16 protein-coding genes are annotated in these 16357 nt (G+C 67.8%); 7 read left to right on the top strand and 9 right to left on the bottom strand.

Features of this window, described 5'->3' with window-relative positions; translation table 11 throughout:
- Positions 1-50: 50 nt before the first annotated feature.
- The gene (locus ACIRG5_RS26625; protein WP_402909129.1) at positions 51-920 is read right to left on the bottom strand and encodes a peptidase inhibitor family I36 protein; all 870 of its coding nucleotides are present in this window, start codon (positions 918-920) and stop codon (positions 51-53) included.
- Between the two features lie 143 nt (positions 921-1063).
- Here ACIRG5_RS26625 and ACIRG5_RS26620 point away from each other — a divergent pair, with 143 nt between their 5' ends.
- A complete protein-coding gene (locus ACIRG5_RS26620; protein ID WP_402909126.1) occupies positions 1064-1225 on the top strand; it encodes a hypothetical protein in 162 nt (53 codons plus the stop codon).
- On the opposite strand, the gene ACIRG5_RS26615 is transcribed toward ACIRG5_RS26620, so the two are convergent.
- The 4 genes from ACIRG5_RS26615 to ACIRG5_RS26600 are packed head-to-tail and all read right to left on the bottom strand — an operon-like array spanning position 1226 to position 4228.
- The gene (locus tag ACIRG5_RS26615) at positions 1226-1915 is read right to left on the bottom strand and encodes an excalibur calcium-binding domain-containing protein (protein WP_402909123.1); all 690 of its coding nucleotides are present in this window, start codon (positions 1913-1915) and stop codon (positions 1226-1228) included.
- Positions 1916-1947: 32 nt separating this feature from the next.
- Entirely contained in the window at positions 1948-2571 is a 624-nt protein-coding gene (locus ACIRG5_RS26610) for a response regulator transcription factor (protein WP_319977929.1), read from the bottom strand.
- The gene (locus ACIRG5_RS26605; protein ID WP_402909120.1) at positions 2568-3659 is read right to left on the bottom strand and encodes a sensor histidine kinase; all 1092 of its coding nucleotides are present in this window, start codon (positions 3657-3659) and stop codon (positions 2568-2570) included. Before ACIRG5_RS26605 ends, ACIRG5_RS26610 begins: the two co-directional genes overlap by 4 nt.
- Before the next feature lie 5 nt (positions 3660-3664).
- Positions 3665-4228: a hypothetical protein gene (locus tag ACIRG5_RS26600; RefSeq protein WP_402909117.1), complete on the bottom strand. Its 564-nt coding sequence runs from the start codon at positions 4226-4228 to the stop codon at positions 3665-3667.
- 345 nt (positions 4229-4573) lie between these two features.
- On the opposite strand from ACIRG5_RS26600, the gene ACIRG5_RS26595 reads away from it, so the two are divergent.
- Complete coding sequence (locus ACIRG5_RS26595; protein ID WP_030475722.1) at positions 4574-4777, top strand: cold-shock protein; 204 nt, start codon at positions 4574-4576, stop codon at positions 4775-4777.
- A gap of 108 nt (positions 4778-4885) precedes the next feature.
- Here ACIRG5_RS26595 and ACIRG5_RS26590 read toward each other — a convergent pair whose 3' ends face one another.
- Positions 4886-7027: a DEAD/DEAH box helicase gene (locus ACIRG5_RS26590; RefSeq protein ID WP_402909115.1), complete on the bottom strand. Its 2142-nt coding sequence runs from the start codon at positions 7025-7027 to the stop codon at positions 4886-4888.
- Between the two features lie 286 nt (positions 7028-7313).
- Positions 7314-7916, bottom strand: a complete 603-nt coding sequence (locus ACIRG5_RS26585) for a TetR/AcrR family transcriptional regulator (RefSeq protein ID WP_402909113.1) — start codon at positions 7914-7916, stop codon at positions 7314-7316.
- Between the two features lie 124 nt (positions 7917-8040).
- Between ACIRG5_RS26585 and ACIRG5_RS26580 the strand changes: the two genes are divergently transcribed.
- The 3 genes from ACIRG5_RS26580 to ACIRG5_RS26570 all read left to right on the top strand — a co-directional run bounded on the left by ACIRG5_RS26580 (position 8041) and on the right by ACIRG5_RS26570 (position 9925).
- Complete coding sequence (locus ACIRG5_RS26580; protein ID WP_402909110.1) at positions 8041-8445, top strand: Dabb family protein; 405 nt, start codon at positions 8041-8043, stop codon at positions 8443-8445.
- Positions 8446-8501: 56 nt separating this feature from the next.
- Complete coding sequence (locus ACIRG5_RS26575; RefSeq protein WP_402909107.1) at positions 8502-9449, top strand: NAD-dependent epimerase/dehydratase family protein; 948 nt, start codon at positions 8502-8504, stop codon at positions 9447-9449.
- Between the two features lie 143 nt (positions 9450-9592).
- Positions 9593-9925, top strand: coding sequence for a hypothetical protein (locus ACIRG5_RS26570; protein WP_402909104.1), 333 nt, complete (start codon positions 9593-9595; stop codon positions 9923-9925).
- Positions 9926-11231: 1306 nt separating this feature from the next.
- Here ACIRG5_RS26570 and ACIRG5_RS26565 read toward each other — a convergent pair.
- Positions 11232-11630 (bottom strand): winged helix-turn-helix transcriptional regulator, encoded by a 399-nt coding sequence (locus ACIRG5_RS26565; protein WP_402909102.1) that lies wholly within the window; start codon positions 11628-11630, stop codon positions 11232-11234.
- Positions 11631-11748: 118 nt separating this feature from the next.
- Here ACIRG5_RS26565 and ACIRG5_RS26560 point away from each other — a divergent pair, with 118 nt between their 5' ends.
- Positions 11749-12447: an SDR family NAD(P)-dependent oxidoreductase gene (locus ACIRG5_RS26560; RefSeq protein ID WP_402909924.1), complete on the top strand. Its 699-nt coding sequence runs from the start codon at positions 11749-11751 to the stop codon at positions 12445-12447.
- A 118-nt stretch (positions 12448-12565) separates the two neighbouring features.
- Here the strand turns inward: ACIRG5_RS26560 and ACIRG5_RS26555 are convergent, their stop codons facing one another.
- Positions 12566-13033 carry a MarR family winged helix-turn-helix transcriptional regulator gene (locus ACIRG5_RS26555; RefSeq protein ID WP_402909099.1) on the bottom strand — a complete coding sequence of 156 codons (468 nt, stop codon included), beginning with the start codon at positions 13031-13033 and terminating at the stop codon, positions 12566-12568.
- Positions 13034-13148: 115 nt separating this feature from the next.
- On the opposite strand from ACIRG5_RS26555, the gene ACIRG5_RS26550 reads away from it, so the two are divergent.
- A complete protein-coding gene (locus ACIRG5_RS26550; protein WP_402909096.1) occupies positions 13149-16247 on the top strand; it encodes an efflux RND transporter permease subunit in 3099 nt (1032 codons plus the stop codon).
- Positions 16248-16357 lie beyond the last annotated feature (110 nt).

The raw sequence follows: 16357 nt of genomic DNA, 5'->3' as shown, positions 1-16357 counted from the left end.
GCCGAAGAGGCGAGCGCGTGGAGCGCTCGCCTCTTCGGAAACGACTCAGATCAGTCGCCGTACGGGTTCTGCATCGAGACGTGGACGTGGTCGTAGTGGCCACCGGTCACACCGCTGCCGGCGGTGTAGTTGCGCCAGCCCTCGGACGCGCGGGCGACGCTCCAGATCTTGCCCTGCCAGATCACGTAGCGGACGTCGAGCTTCACGGCGTGCTTCTGCAGCCAGTAGGCGAGCTTCCAGCCCTGGGCCTTCTGCGTGGCGTTCGGGTACTGGCCGATCGCGTTCGAGATGGTGCAGTCGAGCGCGTTGCCGGTGTTGTGGTTGCTCGTCGACGACTCACCGGAGCGGTAGTCGCCCACGTAGCACTGCTTCTCACCGGTCAGGTCGGCGATCTGCGTGCGCACGAACGCGGTCCGCTTGCTGGCCTGAGGCGCGCGAACGGCCTCGGACGGCTGGTTGTTGGTCGGCGGGGTCGGGTAGGTGCCCGTACCGGGGTCCGGGTCCGGGTCGCTGCCCGCGCCGAAGCGGTGCGAGGCGTTCTCGTTCTTGAGCTCCGCCTTCAGGTTGCCCTTGGCGCCGGACGCGAACGTCTGGTTGGCGCCGGCGTAGCCGCTGTTGTAGTAGACGGTGACGTTGCCGCTGGTGCGGTTCCAGACGGCGGCGGCGTTGTTCTTCACGCACACGCCCTGGCCGTTGCCCGCGCTCTTGAACTCGTAGCAGCTCGGCTGGCTGTCGCCGTAGTCGGAGATCGACCCGGCGAAGTCCGAGACCGAACCGGCCTGGTCGCTGTTGTAGTAGAGGCAGAACTCGCCCGACTCGCAGACACCGTTGCGGTCCGTCGCCGCGTTCGCGACGCCCGCCCCGAAGGACGCGCTGACCAGCGCACCCATCAATGCCACGAAGATGGTTTTCTTCAGCACGATTTGAACCCTTTGTTCCGTTTTACCGGCCCCAGCACACCCCAGTCGTGCCGGGGAAGCTTCGTTTCGGCTGAAGGATCGCGAGCGCCACTGACATTCCGCTGACACCAGCGGCCACCGATTTGTCAGGGCACACTCGATTCATGAGCGAGAACAAGTGGGACGCCCTGCCCGACCGTCCGAAACCGGAGGAGTGGGTCGCGGAGAAGGACACGAACCCGCCGCTGCCCGGCGCCCTCGACGAGGCGGAAGGCGACCGGGAGCAGCGGGAGGCGCGCACCGTGCTGGAGCGCGGCGGCTTCTAGCTACTTCTCACAGGCCTTGCCGTCACCGTCACCGTCGAGGCCTGCGCGATAGCCGGGCTGTCCGCGGTAGAGCGGGGCCGCGCCGGCGGCCTTCGCGGCGGCGCAGTTCGCGTAGTAGACGGCTGCCGGTGGCTGGGGCGCGGGCGCTGGTTCCGGCTGCGGTACCACGGGTTGCGGCGCGACGGGCGGTGCCACGACGGGCGCGGGCTTCACGTCGAGCCCGCCGCACGACGGGCCCCAGAACCCCATGGTCGCCGTCTTGGCGGCCTTCTCCGCGACCTGGATCGCCGTGTCCGCCCCGGCGATCGCACGTGCAGCGCCCTGTCCCACGGCGAGAACCGCGTAGTCCGTGCCGTCGGCCAGCAACAGTCGCGACGCGGAGACCTGGACGGGCTTGCCCACCAGGGTCTTCGTCGCGAACTCGACGGCCGACGCGGCCCAGCACTCTCCTGGCTGCGCGAGTCCGGACAGCACAACCTTGGTGCCGTTGGACAACATCGCCGTACGACCATCCACGATGGACTCCACGGTCACCGGTGGAGGCGTGGTCGTCGTGACGGCCGAACTGCTGGTCGTGGTGGTGAGATCAGCCGCGAGCCGGGTGGGCTCCTGGGAGCCGCACGCGGACACCACGAGCAGGAAACCGGCAGCGATCGCGGCTGTCCTCGACAGCTGCTGGGAAACGGTCATGGCCGCCACATCGCGACCTTCGCCAGGCGTCGTTACACAAGTCCGTGCGACTGGGCATAAAGCGCGGCCTGCGTCCGGTCCCGCAGCCCGAGCCTGCCGAGAATGCGCGAGATGTGGTTCTTCACCGTGCCCTCCGACAGGTGCAGGCGCTCGGCGATCTCCTTGTTCGTCGCCCCGCCGGCCACCAGCCGCAACACCTCGACCTCGCGCACGGTGAGCGGTTCGCGGTGGCCGTCGGACCGGCCGAGCACCGCCGCCAGCCGGGCCGCCGCGGCCGGGTCGAACTGGGCCACGCCCGCCGCGGCGAGCTTGACCGCCGCCGCGAGTTCCTGTGACGGCAGGTCCTTGAGCAGATAGCCCGTGGCACCCGCGCGCAGCGAACGCACCACGTAGTCCTCGTCGTCGAACGTGGTCAGCATGACGACCTTGCAGGCGGGCGCGCGCCTGCGCAGCAACGCCACCGCCTCCACTCCGTCGAGGCCGGGCATCCGCACGTCCATCAGCACCACGTCCGGGGCCAGCGTCACCGCCTGCTCCACGGCCTCGTGCCCGTCCGCGGCGGTGCCGACGACCTCGATGCCGGGTTGCAGTCCCAGCAGCGACGCGATGCCCTCCCTGATCAACCGCTGGTCGTCGACGACCAGCACGCGCGTCACGCCGTCCTCACCGGAATCGTCACCGTCAGCGTCGTGCCGCCCGGCGAACTGGCGAGATCGACCCGTCCACCGGCCAGCGCGACCCGTTCCCGCATCCCGAGCAACCCGAACCCCTCCGCCGCGGCACCCATGCCACGTCCATCATCGGCCACGGTCAGCCGCGCCCGTCCGGCGTCGAGTTCGACCGCGACGGCGATGCTTCCGGCAGCGGCGTGCCTGCGCGCGTTGGTGATGCCCTCCTGCGCCGCCCGGTACAGCGCGTGCAACGCACCCGTGTCGTGCGCCTCGGGCGAGCCGCTGACCGTCAGCGTCACATCTCCTTGCCCCGCGACCAGTTCGTCCAGGGCGGCCGGCAGGTGGAACGACCGCAGCGACCGGACGGACTCCCGCACCTCGCCCAACGCCCGCCGCGCGGACCGTTCGGCGTCGAGCACCGCGGTCTTCGCCGTGCCCGGTTCGAGGTCGTGGAACGCGGCGGCCTTCTCCAGCAACACCACGATCGCCGTCAGATGGTGCCCGAGGTCGTCGTGCAGATCCCTGGCCACCCGCGCCCGTTCCGCCGCAGCGGACAGCTCCGCGACCGTCCGATGCGACTCCTGCAACCGGATCCGCCCGTCGCGCTCGCGCACCGCCACCGCCGCCATCGTGATGGTGAGCACCAGCCCCACGGCGAACATCACGAGGTCCGACGCCTGTTCGAGATCGGCGTACCAGTCCGGAGTGCTCACCACGGCGGCCGCGAAGCACGCCACCGCGAGCACAACCGAAACGCCCTGCCCGAACGCGAAGTAGGCCGTGAACGGCACGAGCAACAACATCACCCGCGCCAGCCCGGAACCGTCCACATGGGCCAGTCCCACGTACAGAACCGCGCGCAGCACCAACAGCCCCGCCGCCACCGCCTCGGGCGTGCGCACCGGATAACGCCGGAACTCCGCGAGGTCCACGGCCACCAGCACCACCAGCCCGCCGACCAACAAGGGCACGCTCGTGTCGCCAAGCCCGGACACCGCCGCGTACACCCCCGCGACCAGCACCGCGGCACACATCACAGGCGAGACCCAGAACGCGGGCCGCGAGGTGTACATGCCGCTCAGGCTAGTGCCGGGCGCGCCGACCACACCGCGGCAGACAGCCACACCAGCACCGCCGCACACGCGACGTGCACCAGTGCCGACAAGGGCGTGTCCGGCAACGCCGCGAACACGGCCAGCAACACGAAACTGATCCCGTACCCCCAGGCAGGCACCGCGGGGAACACCTTCGCCCGCACCATCGACACCCCGAACAGCACGGTGCCGACCACGAACACCAGCGAGGCCACCTTCACCACCACCTGCGTCAACGGCGCCACCTGCCCGGGTTCCAGGAAGAAGATCACCAGGTTCAGCGCGAACGCCACCCCGGTGAACAACCCGAGCCCGAGCAGGTTCGCGGCGAACGCGAACGCCCCGAACCTCCCCGACGCGTGCGCCTGATGCCCGTGCAACGCCAGAACCGCGGGCGCCCCGAAAGCCGTCCCCAGCCCGATCACCGCACTGGTGACCGCCGTCTCCCCGGTGAAGGCCTCAACGGCCCCCGGCAGCCCGATCGACAGGCCCAGCACGACCCCGCACACAGCCCCGAACCTCGGCAAGAAGATCTTGTTGTCCGTCACGCCACCGACGCTAGGGACGCCACCACCGTGCCCCGAAGTCCCGACCGGCCACTTCGGACGCCACACGGCACGCCCCAAGGGGTGCCGATCGGCACATGCCGACGAGACAAAAAGCACATCGCCGGGTGGGTCTGCGCCTGGTTCATCTCAGAAACTGGAGATTTCGGCGTGTGCGTTGCCCACTGGGCGGCCGATCCGTGTAGGGTGATGGTCATCGTCATGGCTACGAAATACCGTTCGCCCGTGATCGCAGGTCACGGGCGTTTTGCTGTTCGGTGTCCTCGGCCATGACGGATTACCCGGCCCCGCACAGTGCGGGCGCCACATTAATGCTTGGAGTGCACCATGGCCACCGGAACCGTCAAGTGGTTCAACGCCGAAAAGGGCTTCGGATTCATCGAGCAGGACGGTGGCGGCGCTGACGTCTTCGCCCACTACTCGAACATCGCCGCTCAGGGTTTCCGTGAGCTCCAGGAGGGCCAGAAGGTCTCCTTCGACATCACGCAGGGCCAGAAGGGCCCGCAGGCGGAGAACATCGTCCCCGCCTAGTCCCCTCGCCCGCCACTGAACTCTCAGCGGCAAGCAGGACTACACCGAAGCCCGGCCGGATCACTCATCCGGCCGGGCTTCGTCGTGTCTGAAAGCGGCGTCCAGCTCCTAGAGACCGAGGCGCTGCTGCTCGGCCCGCACCACCCGCTGCTCCACCGACACCGCCGAGTCCAGCGCACTCGCGTGCGAGTGCTTCGTGTCGCTTTCGCGCGCGTAGTGGTCGAACAGCAGGGTCTTGTGGTCGCGGATCTCCTGCACACGCGCGTCCACGCTGTCCTTGACCAGCAACCGGTGCACGTGGACCTTGCGGACCTGGCCCATTCGGTGGCAACGGGCGATCGCCTGGTCCTCCGTGCTCGGCTTCCACTGCGGCTCGGTGATGATCACCACGGACGCGGCCTGGATGTTCAGACCCACGCCGCCCGCCTCGATCTGGGCCACCAGCACCGCGTGGTCCTCGCACGCCGTGAACGCGTCCACCAGTTCCTGGCGTCCCTGCGCCGACGTCGCACCGGTCAGGGGACCGAAGACCTCGAGGTGGTTCGCGACCGCGTCCAGCACGTCGTGGAAGTACGAGAACACCACGACCTTCCAGCCGTTGTCCCTCGACTCCTCGATGATCTCCAGCAGTCGTTCCAGCTTCGCCGAGCCGCGGGGCGTCCCCGGTGCGTAGGCGGCGCGGCGCATCGCCATCAGGTTCCCCTCGCGCACCGCCTCGAGGTACGCGCCCCGGTCCTGCTTGCCGAACTCGACCCAGTCCTCCACCTCGAGCAGTTCCGGCAACTCCCCCAGCACGTCCTCCTGGTTGCGCCGCAGGTACACCGGCGCGACCACGCGACGGAAGGCCTTCGCTCCCACCACGGCATCGGTGGCTCCGGTGTGGGCCGCGACGCTCGGCTGGAGATAGGCGACCAGGGTGCGGAACTCCTCGACGCGGTTCTCCATCGGCGTGCCGGTGAGGAGCATCGCCCGCTCCGCGCGCTGCACGATCGTGTTGACCGCCTGCGAGCGCTGCGTGTCCGGGTTCTTCACGTAGTGCGCCTCGTCGACCACGACCAGCGCCGGGCGGAACCTCTTCGGCAGCACCAGTTTCGGCAACGTGCCGAACGTCGTCACGCCGACGCCGCCCTGCGCCAGCCACTCGCCGACCGCGCCGTCGCGGCCCGCGCCGTGCATCCGGTGCGGCACGAGGTCGCTGTGCCTGGCGATCTCGTTGACCCAGTTGACGACGACGCTCGCCGGACAGACCACCAGGAACCCGCGCCGCCCGCCGGCGGCGAGACTGGCCATCACCGCGATGGCCTCGATCGTCTTGCCCAGTCCCATCTCGTCGCCGATGATGACGCGTTTGCGGGCCAGCGCGAACTTGGCCCCGAACACCTGGTAACCGCGCAGCGCCACCTTCAGCAGACTGGTGTCCAGTGTGGTCGCGTCGACCTCGTGCTCGATGTCGGCCGGAACGAATCCCTTGGCGGCACTGCGATCCGGCACCGCGTCCGCACCGGCGAGGTCGGCGAGAACCGTGTTGTAGGCGGCCGCGTCGCGCTCGTAGTCGCGCCACAGCGAGCGGTGGTCCAGGTCCGGCACGCGCAGCTGCGTGCCCACCGCCCGCAACGCCGCCACGTCACGACTGGCCAGCAGGGCCTCGAGCCGGTCGAGCGACTCGATGGCGGCCTGCCGGTTCTTCCGCAACGAGAAGAACATCCGCACCCGGCTCCAGGCACGGGACGCGGCGCGCACGTCCGCGTCGACCCTGCCCAGCACGTCCCCGAGCGGTTCACGCAGCGGGCCGACGAGCTGGTTCGCCCTGCGCAGCTTGGACATCAGCTGCAGCAGCTCGGTCTGGGCGCGGTCAGCACGATCGGGGTTCAACCGGACAGTCGTGTCCCGCGCAACGCCGTCGACAACGGCGCGGGCGACCCGCACGATCTGCTCCGCGGACTGCCTCCCGACGCCAGGCACGCCGTCGAGCTGTTCCAGACGTGCCTCGGCGACGTCGGCGACAGTCCGGTACCCGGCGGCCTTCAGCGTGCTCAGCCGCAGGTTCGCCTTGGTGTCCCGGAGCTTGTCCACCGGCATGGCGCGGAGCCGTTCGGCCACCAGCGAGTCCCGGATCGCCTCGTACTTCGCGCGGGCGAGCGCGAGCAGCCGCTCCGGTTCCGCGCGCACCCCTGCCGCCTCGGCGCGAAACTCCTCCGCGGCGCCCAGCACCGCGCGAGCATGCCTACCGACCTTCGACGAGTCGTCCACCCGTGTCCTTCCGTCAGGCGGTCCGCAGAGTACCCGGCATTCCAGTTCGAAAGCGGAACATGGTTGTGGCGCAGCACTTTCCACGACCACCAGGCGTGGCTGACCAGCGACAATCCCAAGAGGTGGCGGAGCGACGGCCGGCGCCCCTGCCTTCGTGCGGTACGCGAGTCGTGGCCGCACTGCCACGACAACGCACTCTCGTGCTCGATGTGCGGGTGATCTCCACGGCAATGTCGATGGATCGGCATGTCGCCTGACTCCGGCTACAGCCGACGGCGGTGCCGGACTACCAGTTTCCCGGTACCTCGGTTCGCCAGCCGAGAAGGATCGCGCGGAGCGCCTGCTCGGCGAGTCGCCGGGCGCGCTCGTTGCCGACGGTGCCGAGATGGCCGAGCGAGGCTATGCCGTAGAGCGTGCCCCAGATGATCTCGCAGGCCTCACCGGGGTCGGCCAGGACCACGTCGTGCGCGTCCGACCAGGCGGCGAGCAGTTCCTCCAGGACGGCGATGGCCGGTTCGACGGCGTGCCTGCGCTCGTCCGCGTCGACCGCGGCGCCGTTCATGACCTCGTAGAGGTGTGGGTGCTCGCCGGCGAACCGGACGTACTCGGACGCGATGCGCATCATGCGCCGGTCGATGCAGGGCTCCTCGGCGGCCAGCCGGAACTCGGCCAGCATCAGGCGGTGGCCGTGCGCGACCAGCTCCAGCACGAGCGCGTCCTTGTTGGCGAAGTACTGGTAGACGACGGGGGCGGAGTACTCGACGTCGGTCGCGATGCGCCGGATCGTCAGCGCCGCGGTGCCCTCTGTCTCGAGGACGTGCAGCGCGGCCTCGATGATCCGTTCGCGGGTGCTCGCCCGTTCCCGGTCCCGCCTTGTGTTGGTCGGCATGTTCCGCCACCCCGCTTCGATGGTGTCCGCGGACAGTAGCCGCCGCCCTTGACGACGATCTCCCCGCCCAGCTAACTTAACGACGTTAGAAAATCTAACGACGTTAGAAACTGAGGTGCGCGACATGATCTACCACATCAATCGGGCCACGTTGAAGGCCACTGCGACGCCAGAGCAGATCGAGGCGGCGCTGGAGAGCTGGCGCACCCAGGGCCGGTCGAACCCCGTGATCAAGTCCTTCGTCGTCGGCCGCGACCACGGCGGCGACTACGCGTACAGCTCGGTGTTCGTCCTCGAGGACCTCGACGGGCTCTTCGAATACCTGACGCACCCGACCACCTACCAGACCGACCACCTCGGGCTGAACCTGGTCGAACGGCTCGAAACCTTCGACATCAGCGACGACGACGATCCCGACCTGAACGCGAAGATCCAGGAACTGCACCGGCGCCGCAACGAACTCAACCCCGAGGTCGCCGGAATGCTGGCCGACGTGCCTGCCTACACCGGCTCCGGCGTGGACGACTGACCGGTCCCAGCCCCCGTACGACGCGCCCAGAAGTCCCATCAAGGAGAAAACCTGACATGGCCGAACACGTCATCATCGGCGCCGGTTCCATCGGCGCGAATGTCGCACGCCTGCACGCCAACGGCGGCGAAAGCGTCCGGATCGTCACGCGCAGCGGCTCCGGCCCCGCGCACCCGCTCATCGAGCGGGTCGCCGCGGACGCCTCCGACCCGTCACGCATGACCGAACTGTCTCGCGGCGCGAAAGTGATCTACCACTGCGCGAACCCACCCTCGTACACGAGCTGGGAACGCTTGTTGCCGCCCCTGCAGACGGCGGTGATCACCGCCGCGAAGGCGAACGACGCGGTCCTGGCACTCACCGGCAGCCTCTACGCCTACGGCCCGCAGCCCGACGGCCGAATGAACGAGCACACCCCCATGGCCGCCACCGGGCGCAAGGGCCGCCTGCGCAGACGGATGTGGGAACAGGCCCTCGCCGCCGGCATCCGCACCGTCGAAGTTCGCGGCGCCGACTACATCGGCAAGGACGCGGCCGGCCTCTACTCCATGCTCATCGAGCCTGCCTCGAAGAGGGGCAGCGCCGCCTGGATCCCCGGTCACCTGGACATGCCGCACACCTTCACCTTCAACGGCGACATGGCCAAAACCCTGGTCACGCTCGCCCAGGACGAACGCGCATGGGGTCGAGCCTGGCACGTGCCGTCCCCACCGGCCGTCACCATCCGCGAGCTCGCACGACGCTACGCCGTCGCCGCGGGCAGGCCGCCGATCAAACTGATCCAGATGCCGCGCTTCGCGATGCGCACGGCCGGGCTGGTCGTACCCATCGCCCGCGAGATGGCCGAGATGGACTACCAGTGGTACGCGCCGTTCCACATGGACGCGACGGAGACGGCAGACACCTTCGGCCTGACCGCCACCGACCTCGACACCGCCATCCGCGACCAGGTCGGCGCGCTCAGGGAGGAACACACCGACGGGCGACCGCGGTCGAACACGTAACCACCAACGCGCGCTCACGACGCAAAGTCGGAGCGCCACACCCCAACGCCATCACCACGCTCGGCCTGAACAAGTGGACCAGCGACCTGCGCCAGCGCAGCTACGCCAACACCACCGTCGCCACCATCATCAAAGTTCTGTCGATGACCCTCGCCGACGCCGTCGACGAAGGCCTCATCCCTTACCAACCCATCAGCCGCCACCGCATCGAACGCGAACGGGTGTGGGCGACACCCACCGAGGTCCTCCGCATCGGCTGGACCGGATGCCGATGGGGCGAACTCACCGGGCTACGACGCGACGACGTCGACCTCGGCGCGCTCATCATCGACCCACGCACTGGCTCGGCTCACCCAAACCACATCATCGGCCCGCACGATCACCTGCCGCCATTCCTGATCACCATGCTGTGCAAGCATCTCGAGCGACATGACAACGAGTTCGTGTTCACCGCTGAAGGCGAAACCTGGTTGTAGCGCAGCACTTCATCCGCCGCGTACTCAAACCCGCGGTCAACGGCAACGAAGGACGACCGCTCTCAGGCATCCGTACTGTGCCGATCCGACCCGGACTGACCTTGCACGGACTGCGGCACAGCCACAACACCTGGCTGATTGCCGGCGGAGCGCCAGAGATCGTCCAAGCACGACGCCTCGGCCCACCACCTGCCCAACCGCGTCACCGAGGTCTACTCGCACGTCGCCCCAGAAGTCGAACTCCAACTCGTCAATGATCTGCGGCGGCGGTGGCTCGAAGCCGACCTGAATGTCCGAGCGCATCCGAAAGCACCGGAACCTGCAGAACGCCACGTCTCCGGACCCCTTGCCACATAACCAATCCACTGCCCTTCACACCTCTGGTGCGAGCGGCTCGATGATCAGCCAGTTCAGCGGTCGGCACGACGATCAAGCCGGAGATCCTGCTCCAGAACTGCTCCACAGGGTCACCGCAACATGACCAACAAACGATCACCGAAGATCGAGACAGAACAGCAAGAAACCCGCCTGACCAGCGAAAATCACTAGATCAGACGGGTTCTACCTACAAGTGGAGCTGAGGGGACTCGAACCCCTGACCCTCACACTGCCAGTTTGGTCCATAAAGGACTCTGACCTGCGGAAACCCAATCGCCCCAGGAAATCCAGAGCCGTTGGCCGCCGTTCAGCGCCGTTGCACGCCGTTCGGTGACGTTCAACTCCTTGCCGTGCTCCAGTTTCGCTCCACCGCGTTCAGTGTGAGACTCGTCCGTGCATACACAAGTTCCTGTGGCGCAAGGGTTGCATCGTCGCGACACGAACGTGGTCACCCTGCCATCGTACTCCTGCTACGCCTCAGAGGCCATCCTTGTCGATGGCCTGGCAGGCGGTCTCGCAGCTACCCGTACTGCTTGATCGCGTCGCCGAGGTCGACGAGGACGTCATGGGTCCTGAGGGCCTCATTCAAGTGAGGGCGGCGGAGCCCTGCGGCATGACGCGCCCGTCCGTACACCCAGCCGACGTCAGCACGCGCAGATCTCTACGACGTGCCTCTACTACAGTTCGGTTCGGGCAGATCGTGAGTTCCTCAACGCGAAGTCTGATTTGTCGATGTCAACCGCCCGGTCCACACGTGGCTGGCTCGAGGGCGGTTGGCATCCTGCCAAGCACGAGTGGAACGACGCTGCCGGCGTCTGGTTTCGTTGGCCTAGCCGGACTTCAGTGTGTGACTGAGTGCCGCAGTCGGCCACCCTGAGCAAGCCGGTGGGCCAGCTGCCCGTTTGCCATCCGTCACCCGGTGCGGTCTTCATGGTGTTGTGGCGCGGGCTCGGTGTTCGCGAATCTCCTGATGGTGGTCGGAGGCCCAGCGGACGAGGGATGTGACGGTCTCGAGCAGGCTGCGTCCCAAGGGCGCGAGGGCGTACTCCACGCGAGGCGGCACTTCCGCATACGCGGTTCTGGTGACCAGTCCGTCCTGCTGCAGCTGGCGCACGGTGAGGGTGAGCATCCGCTGCGAGATGCCGGGGACCTGTCGCAGCAGGTCGGTGTAGCGCAGCGGGCCGCCTTCCAGCACGACGATGACCAGCATGCTCCACTTGTCGCCGACGCGGTCCAGTACTTGCCGAATGAAGTCCATCTGCTCGGCGGGAATCCCGGCGCACGGGCCCCGGCCTGCGATGGGGCCTGGTCGGGCTGCGGCGTCCATGGCGCACATTCCTCTCCGGCACACACATCGATGTGCCTTTTGTACGGCCCCCCATACTGTCCCATCATGGGGGCAACACACAAAGAGTAGGAATTGGAAGGAACTCCCCTTGTCCAAAGTGATCGCCATCTTCGGAGCCGGTCCCGGCCTCGGCGCCTCCGTCGCTCGTCGTTTCGCCCGCGAGGGCTTCCGCGTCGCCCTGGTCGCACGACGCAAGGACCGCCTGGACGCCCTCGTCGAGCAGCTCACCGCCGAAGGCATCGAGACAGCCGGCTTCCCCGCCGACCTGTCCCAGCCCACCGAGGTGCCCGACCTGATCGCGGCCATCCGCGATCGCTTCGGCCGCATCGACGTGATCGAGTACGGCCCGATCAGTGGCGAGCAGGGCTTCTCCCCTGCCACGAAGCTGGACGCGGCCATTCTGGAGAAGAACAGCCCGCTGCTGCTGCTCACCCCCGTCGAAGTGGTCCGCGCCGTGCTGCCGGAGTGGACCGAGCGCGGCGACGGCGCCTTCCTGATGACCACCGGCCACACGGCCGTGCAACCGCGCCCCTACATGAGCGGCGTAGGCCCGCTCATGGCGGCCGCCCGCAACTGGCTTTACTCCCTCAACGGCGAACTGACCCAGATCGGTGTCTACGCCGGCACCCTGTCCATCACGGCCCTCATCGCGCGCAGCGAAATGGGTGAGCTGGCCGCCGCGACGATGCCCGACCTGGCCGGCCCGCTCGTCGACCCGGACGACCTCGCCGCGCACTACTGGGACATGTACACCAAGCGTGACCGCGTCGAGCAAATCCACCCCCAGCTCGGCTGACTCGGCAGGCAAACATCTCGGGCCGTGGCGGCACCCGCCTGCCACGGCCCGTTGGCGACACGGCCGACCAGGACGCTCAGTGTGGCCAGCTGTCTCGCCCCGTGGCCAGTTCGCCGCTCTACTGGCAGGTCGCTTCCGATGGCGAGAAGCCCGCCCTGGCGAGTTTCGTCAGCTTTGTCAGGATCCCCACGAGAGCTTCGAGTTCGTCGGTGTCCAGTCCGCTCAGCAGATGCCGGGTGTGGGTCCTGCCCGCCTCCTGGAGATCGTTCAACACCGCCCGGCCCCGGTCAGTGAGCTCGATCCGGCGAACTCGCCGGTCCTGTGGGTCCTCACGCCTGCTCACCATGTCCTGGGCGACCAGTCGGTCGACGATCCCGGTCATGGTCGCCGAGCTCACGTTGAGGCTGGCGGTGAGTTCCTGGGACGAACGACTGTCCCGCACGCCGAGCACTGAGAGCACCTTGAGCTGTTGCATGGTCAGGTTCAGCTGGAGGACCGGGTGATCGGCGCTGCTCGCCGCGAAGTGGGCGAAATCCCGCTGGAGTTCCACCACCGCTTCGATCAGCTCGGCTTTGTCGTCCGGCACCGCGTCTCCTTGTCTGGGCAGGGTTCTCAGGACGTTAACAGCCCCGCTTCGGGCATATACTTCGCTTCACATAGACTATTAGCGTAAGACTAACTAATCAGACGCGGAGTTGCCCATGACCTGGCTGGCCAGGCTGAGTCTCGCCAACAGATCGCTCGTCGCCCTCGCGGCGCTCGTGGCGATCGTGTTCGGTGTTCTCGCCATCCCGTCCCTCAAGCAGGAACTGTTCCCGTCGCTGGAATTTCCGGCCGCCACCGTGGTGGCCCCGTATCCGGGTGCGTCGCCCGAACTCGTCGAGCAGCAGGTGGTCCGGCCGATCGAGGGTGCGGTCCAGGGCGTCGACGGCCTGACCACGATGACCTCGACCTCGCGCGAAGGGTCCGCGTCGGTGCAGATCCAGTTCGAGTACGGCACCTCCGTCGACGGTGCGGTCAACCAGATCCAGCAAGGGCTCAACCGGCTCCAGCTGCCCACCGGAGTGACACCCCAGGTCGTCGTGGGCAGCATCGACAGCCTGCCGGCGGTGATCCTCGCCGCGAGTGCCGGCACCGACCAGCGGCAGCTGGTGCAGCGGCTCAAGACCAGCGTGCTACCGGAGCTCGAGAGTATTTCCGGAGTGCGGGAGGCGACTGTCACGGGCACTGCCGAGGAGAACGTCACCATCACGCCCGACCTCGCGAAGCTCGCGGCCGCCGGTATCGCGCCGACGGCGATCACGACCGTGCTGACCGGCAACGGGGTCTCGATTCCGGCCGGGGCGATCGTCGAAGGGGACCAGAACGTCAGCCTGCAGGTCGGTGCCGCGCTCACGTCGGTGGACCAGCTCAGGGACTTGTTCCTGCCGAGGGCGTCCGGTGCGCCGGTCCGGCTCGGTGACGTGGCCACCGTGACGCTGGCCCCGGCCGCGGCGACGTCGATCACCCGTACCAACGGCCAGGACAGCCTTGGCGTGTCGGTGACGCTGACGCCGGACGGCACACCGGTCAGCGTTTCCCAAGCGATCAAAGACAAACTGCCCGCATTGACCGCTGCGCTTGGCACCGGCGGCGCGCTGAACATCGTGTTCGATCAGGCGCCGTTCATCGAGCAGTCGGTCGACGGACTGACCTCCGAGGGACTGCTCGGCCTGGCCTTCGCGGTGCTGGTGATCCTGATCTTCCTGCTGTCGTTGCGGTCGACGCTGGTCACCGCGGTGTCCATCCCGCTGTCGGTGCTGGTGGCGTTGATCGCCCTGTGGGCGGGCAACGAGTCGTTGAACGTCCTGACGCTGGGCGCGCTGACCATCGCCATCGGCCGGGTGGTGGACGACTCGATCGTGGTGCTGGAGAACATCAAACGACATCTCGGCTACGGAGAGGCCAAGCAGCGCGCGGTGCTCGACGGCGTGCGGGAGGTCTCCGGCGCGATCACCGCGTCCACGTTGACCACGGTCGCGGTGTTCCTGCCGATCGCGTTGGTCGGCGGGATGGTCGGGCAGTTGTTCTCCTCGTTCGCGCTGACGATCGCGGTGGCCCTGCTCGCGTCGTGGCTGGTGTCGCTGACGGTCATCCCGGTCCTCGCGTACTGGTTCCTCAAGCCCGCGGAGCCGGAAGTCCGCGTCACCGCCGACAAGGAACGGCGCAGCGTGCTGCAGCGTGTGTACGTTCCAGTGCTGCGATTCGTGACGCACCGCCGCTGGCTGACCGTGGGGCTCGCTTTGTTGATCTTCGGTGGCACGCTCGCGCTGGTACCCAGGCTGGAAACGAACTTCCTGGACAACTCGGGACAGAACACGCTGAGTGTGCACCAGCAGCTGCCACCGGGGACCACCCTGGCATCGACCGACGCGGCGGCGAAACGCCTCGAGGCGGTGCTGCACGACGTGAGCGACGTGCAGACCTACCAGGTGACCATCGGGACCGCCGGTGGTCCCTTCGGCGCATTCGGCGGGGCCGCCACCGGTTCGAACATCGCCGAATTCTCAGTCACCCTCAAGAATGGCGCAGATGCCGCCGCGGTGGGATCGACGGTGCGTCAACGCGTCGAAGGGCTCGCCGGCGCGGGCACCATCACCGTCGGATCTGGCGGGGGTGGCGGTTTCAACACCAGCAACCTCGAGGTCAATGTGAAGGCAGGCGACCAGCAGACGCTCGCCGCGGCGGCGGATCTGGTGCGTCAGACCATCGCGGGTGTTCCCGGCACCACTGACGTGACCAGCGACCTGAGCCAGAGCGCGCCGCGCATCCAGGCCACGCTCAACCGCGAGGCGGCCGGGCGATACGGGCTGACCGACGCGACTGTCGGCCAGTCCGTCGCACAGGCCTTTCACGGCCGCACGATCAGCCAGGTCACAGTGGACGGTGAGCAGCGCGACGTCGTCCTGCTCAGCGGTGCGCCGGCGCCGGTCGATCTGGACCAGATCCGAGCGCTGCCGGTAATGACGGCAGCGGGGCCGATCCGGCTCGACACCGTCACCCAAGTGTCCCAAGCGGATGGTCCGGTACAGGTCAAACGCGTCGACGGCGCCCGCACCGTGACCGTGAGCGCAACCGCGACCAGTCAGAACGTCGGCGCGGTCAGCACCGATCTGCAGAACCGGCTCAGCGCGCTCCAGCTACCGGCCGGCGCGTCATATGAGATCGGCGGGGTCAGCGCGCAGCAGTCGGACTCGTTCGGGGATCTCGGTACCGCGCTGCTGATCGCGATCGCGATCGTGTTCCTGATCATGGTGGCGACCTTCCGCAGCCTCGTACAGCCGCTGATCCTGCTGGTCTCGATCCCGTTCGCCGCGACCGGCGCGCTCACCCTGTTGCTGGTGACGGGAACCGCGCTCGGGGTGCCCGCCCTGATCGGCATGCTGATGCTCATCGGCATCGTGGTGACCAACGCGATCGTGCTGATGGACCTGATCAACCAGTACCGGCGGCAGGGCATGAGCGTGCGCGACGCTGTCATCGAGGGCGGCAGGCGACGGCTGCGGCCGATCCTGATGACCGCCGCAGCCACCATCGGCGCCCTGATCCCGATGGCGCTCGGGCTCACCGGGGGCGGCGGATTCATCTCGCAACCTCTGGCGATCGTGGTGATCGGCGGACTGATCAGCTCCACCCTGCTCACGCTCCTGCTGGTACCGACCCTCTACACAATGGTGGAGAACACCAAGGAGAAGTTCCGCCAGCGCCACGACACCCAGCCCCCAACCGAATCCCGCACCCTCGCTCCGACCGCGGGCTGATCCACTCCGGCATCACAGCAAACGTGCGCGCCGTGCTTCAACGCACGACGCGCACGTTTTGCGACAGACAGGGCACGCTTCCGGAAGCCCACCAGCGCCAAACCCCTGGT

The organism is Lentzea sp. NPDC102401, from assembly GCF_044765805.1.
In the GTDB taxonomy this organism is placed as follows: domain Bacteria; phylum Actinomycetota; class Actinomycetes; order Mycobacteriales; family Pseudonocardiaceae; genus Lentzea; species Lentzea sokolovensis.
Note: the sequence above shows the minus strand (reverse complement) of the source record. Positions and strands in the feature narration are given on the sequence as shown.

Excerpts from the sequence above, each read along its gene's own strand:
- ACIRG5_RS26585 (WP_402909113.1), bottom strand. The coding sequence starts at position 7,916 with ATGCCGACCAACACAAGGCGGGACCGGGAACGGGCGAGCACCCGCGAA.
- ACIRG5_RS26605 (WP_402909120.1), bottom strand. The coding sequence starts at position 3,659 with ATGTACACCTCGCGGCCCGCGTTCTGGGTCTCGCCTGTGATGTGTGCC.
- ACIRG5_RS26580 (WP_402909110.1), top strand. The coding sequence starts at position 8,041 with ATGATCTACCACATCAATCGGGCCACGTTGAAGGCCACTGCGACGCCA.
- ACIRG5_RS26620 (WP_402909126.1), top strand. The coding sequence starts at position 1,064 with ATGAGCGAGAACAAGTGGGACGCCCTGCCCGACCGTCCGAAACCGGAG.
- ACIRG5_RS26575 (WP_402909107.1), top strand. The coding sequence starts at position 8,502 with ATGGCCGAACACGTCATCATCGGCGCCGGTTCCATCGGCGCGAATGTC.
- ACIRG5_RS26565 (WP_402909102.1), bottom strand. The coding sequence starts at position 11,630 with ATGGACGCCGCAGCCCGACCAGGCCCCATCGCAGGCCGGGGCCCGTGC.
- ACIRG5_RS26615 (WP_402909123.1), bottom strand. The coding sequence starts at position 1,915 with ATGACCGTTTCCCAGCAGCTGTCGAGGACAGCCGCGATCGCTGCCGGT.
- ACIRG5_RS26570 (WP_402909104.1), top strand. The coding sequence starts at position 9,593 with ATGACCCTCGCCGACGCCGTCGACGAAGGCCTCATCCCTTACCAACCC.
- ACIRG5_RS26550 (WP_402909096.1), top strand. The coding sequence starts at position 13,149 with ATGACCTGGCTGGCCAGGCTGAGTCTCGCCAACAGATCGCTCGTCGCC.
- ACIRG5_RS26595 (WP_030475722.1), top strand. The coding sequence starts at position 4,574 with ATGGCCACCGGAACCGTCAAGTGGTTCAACGCCGAAAAGGGCTTCGGA.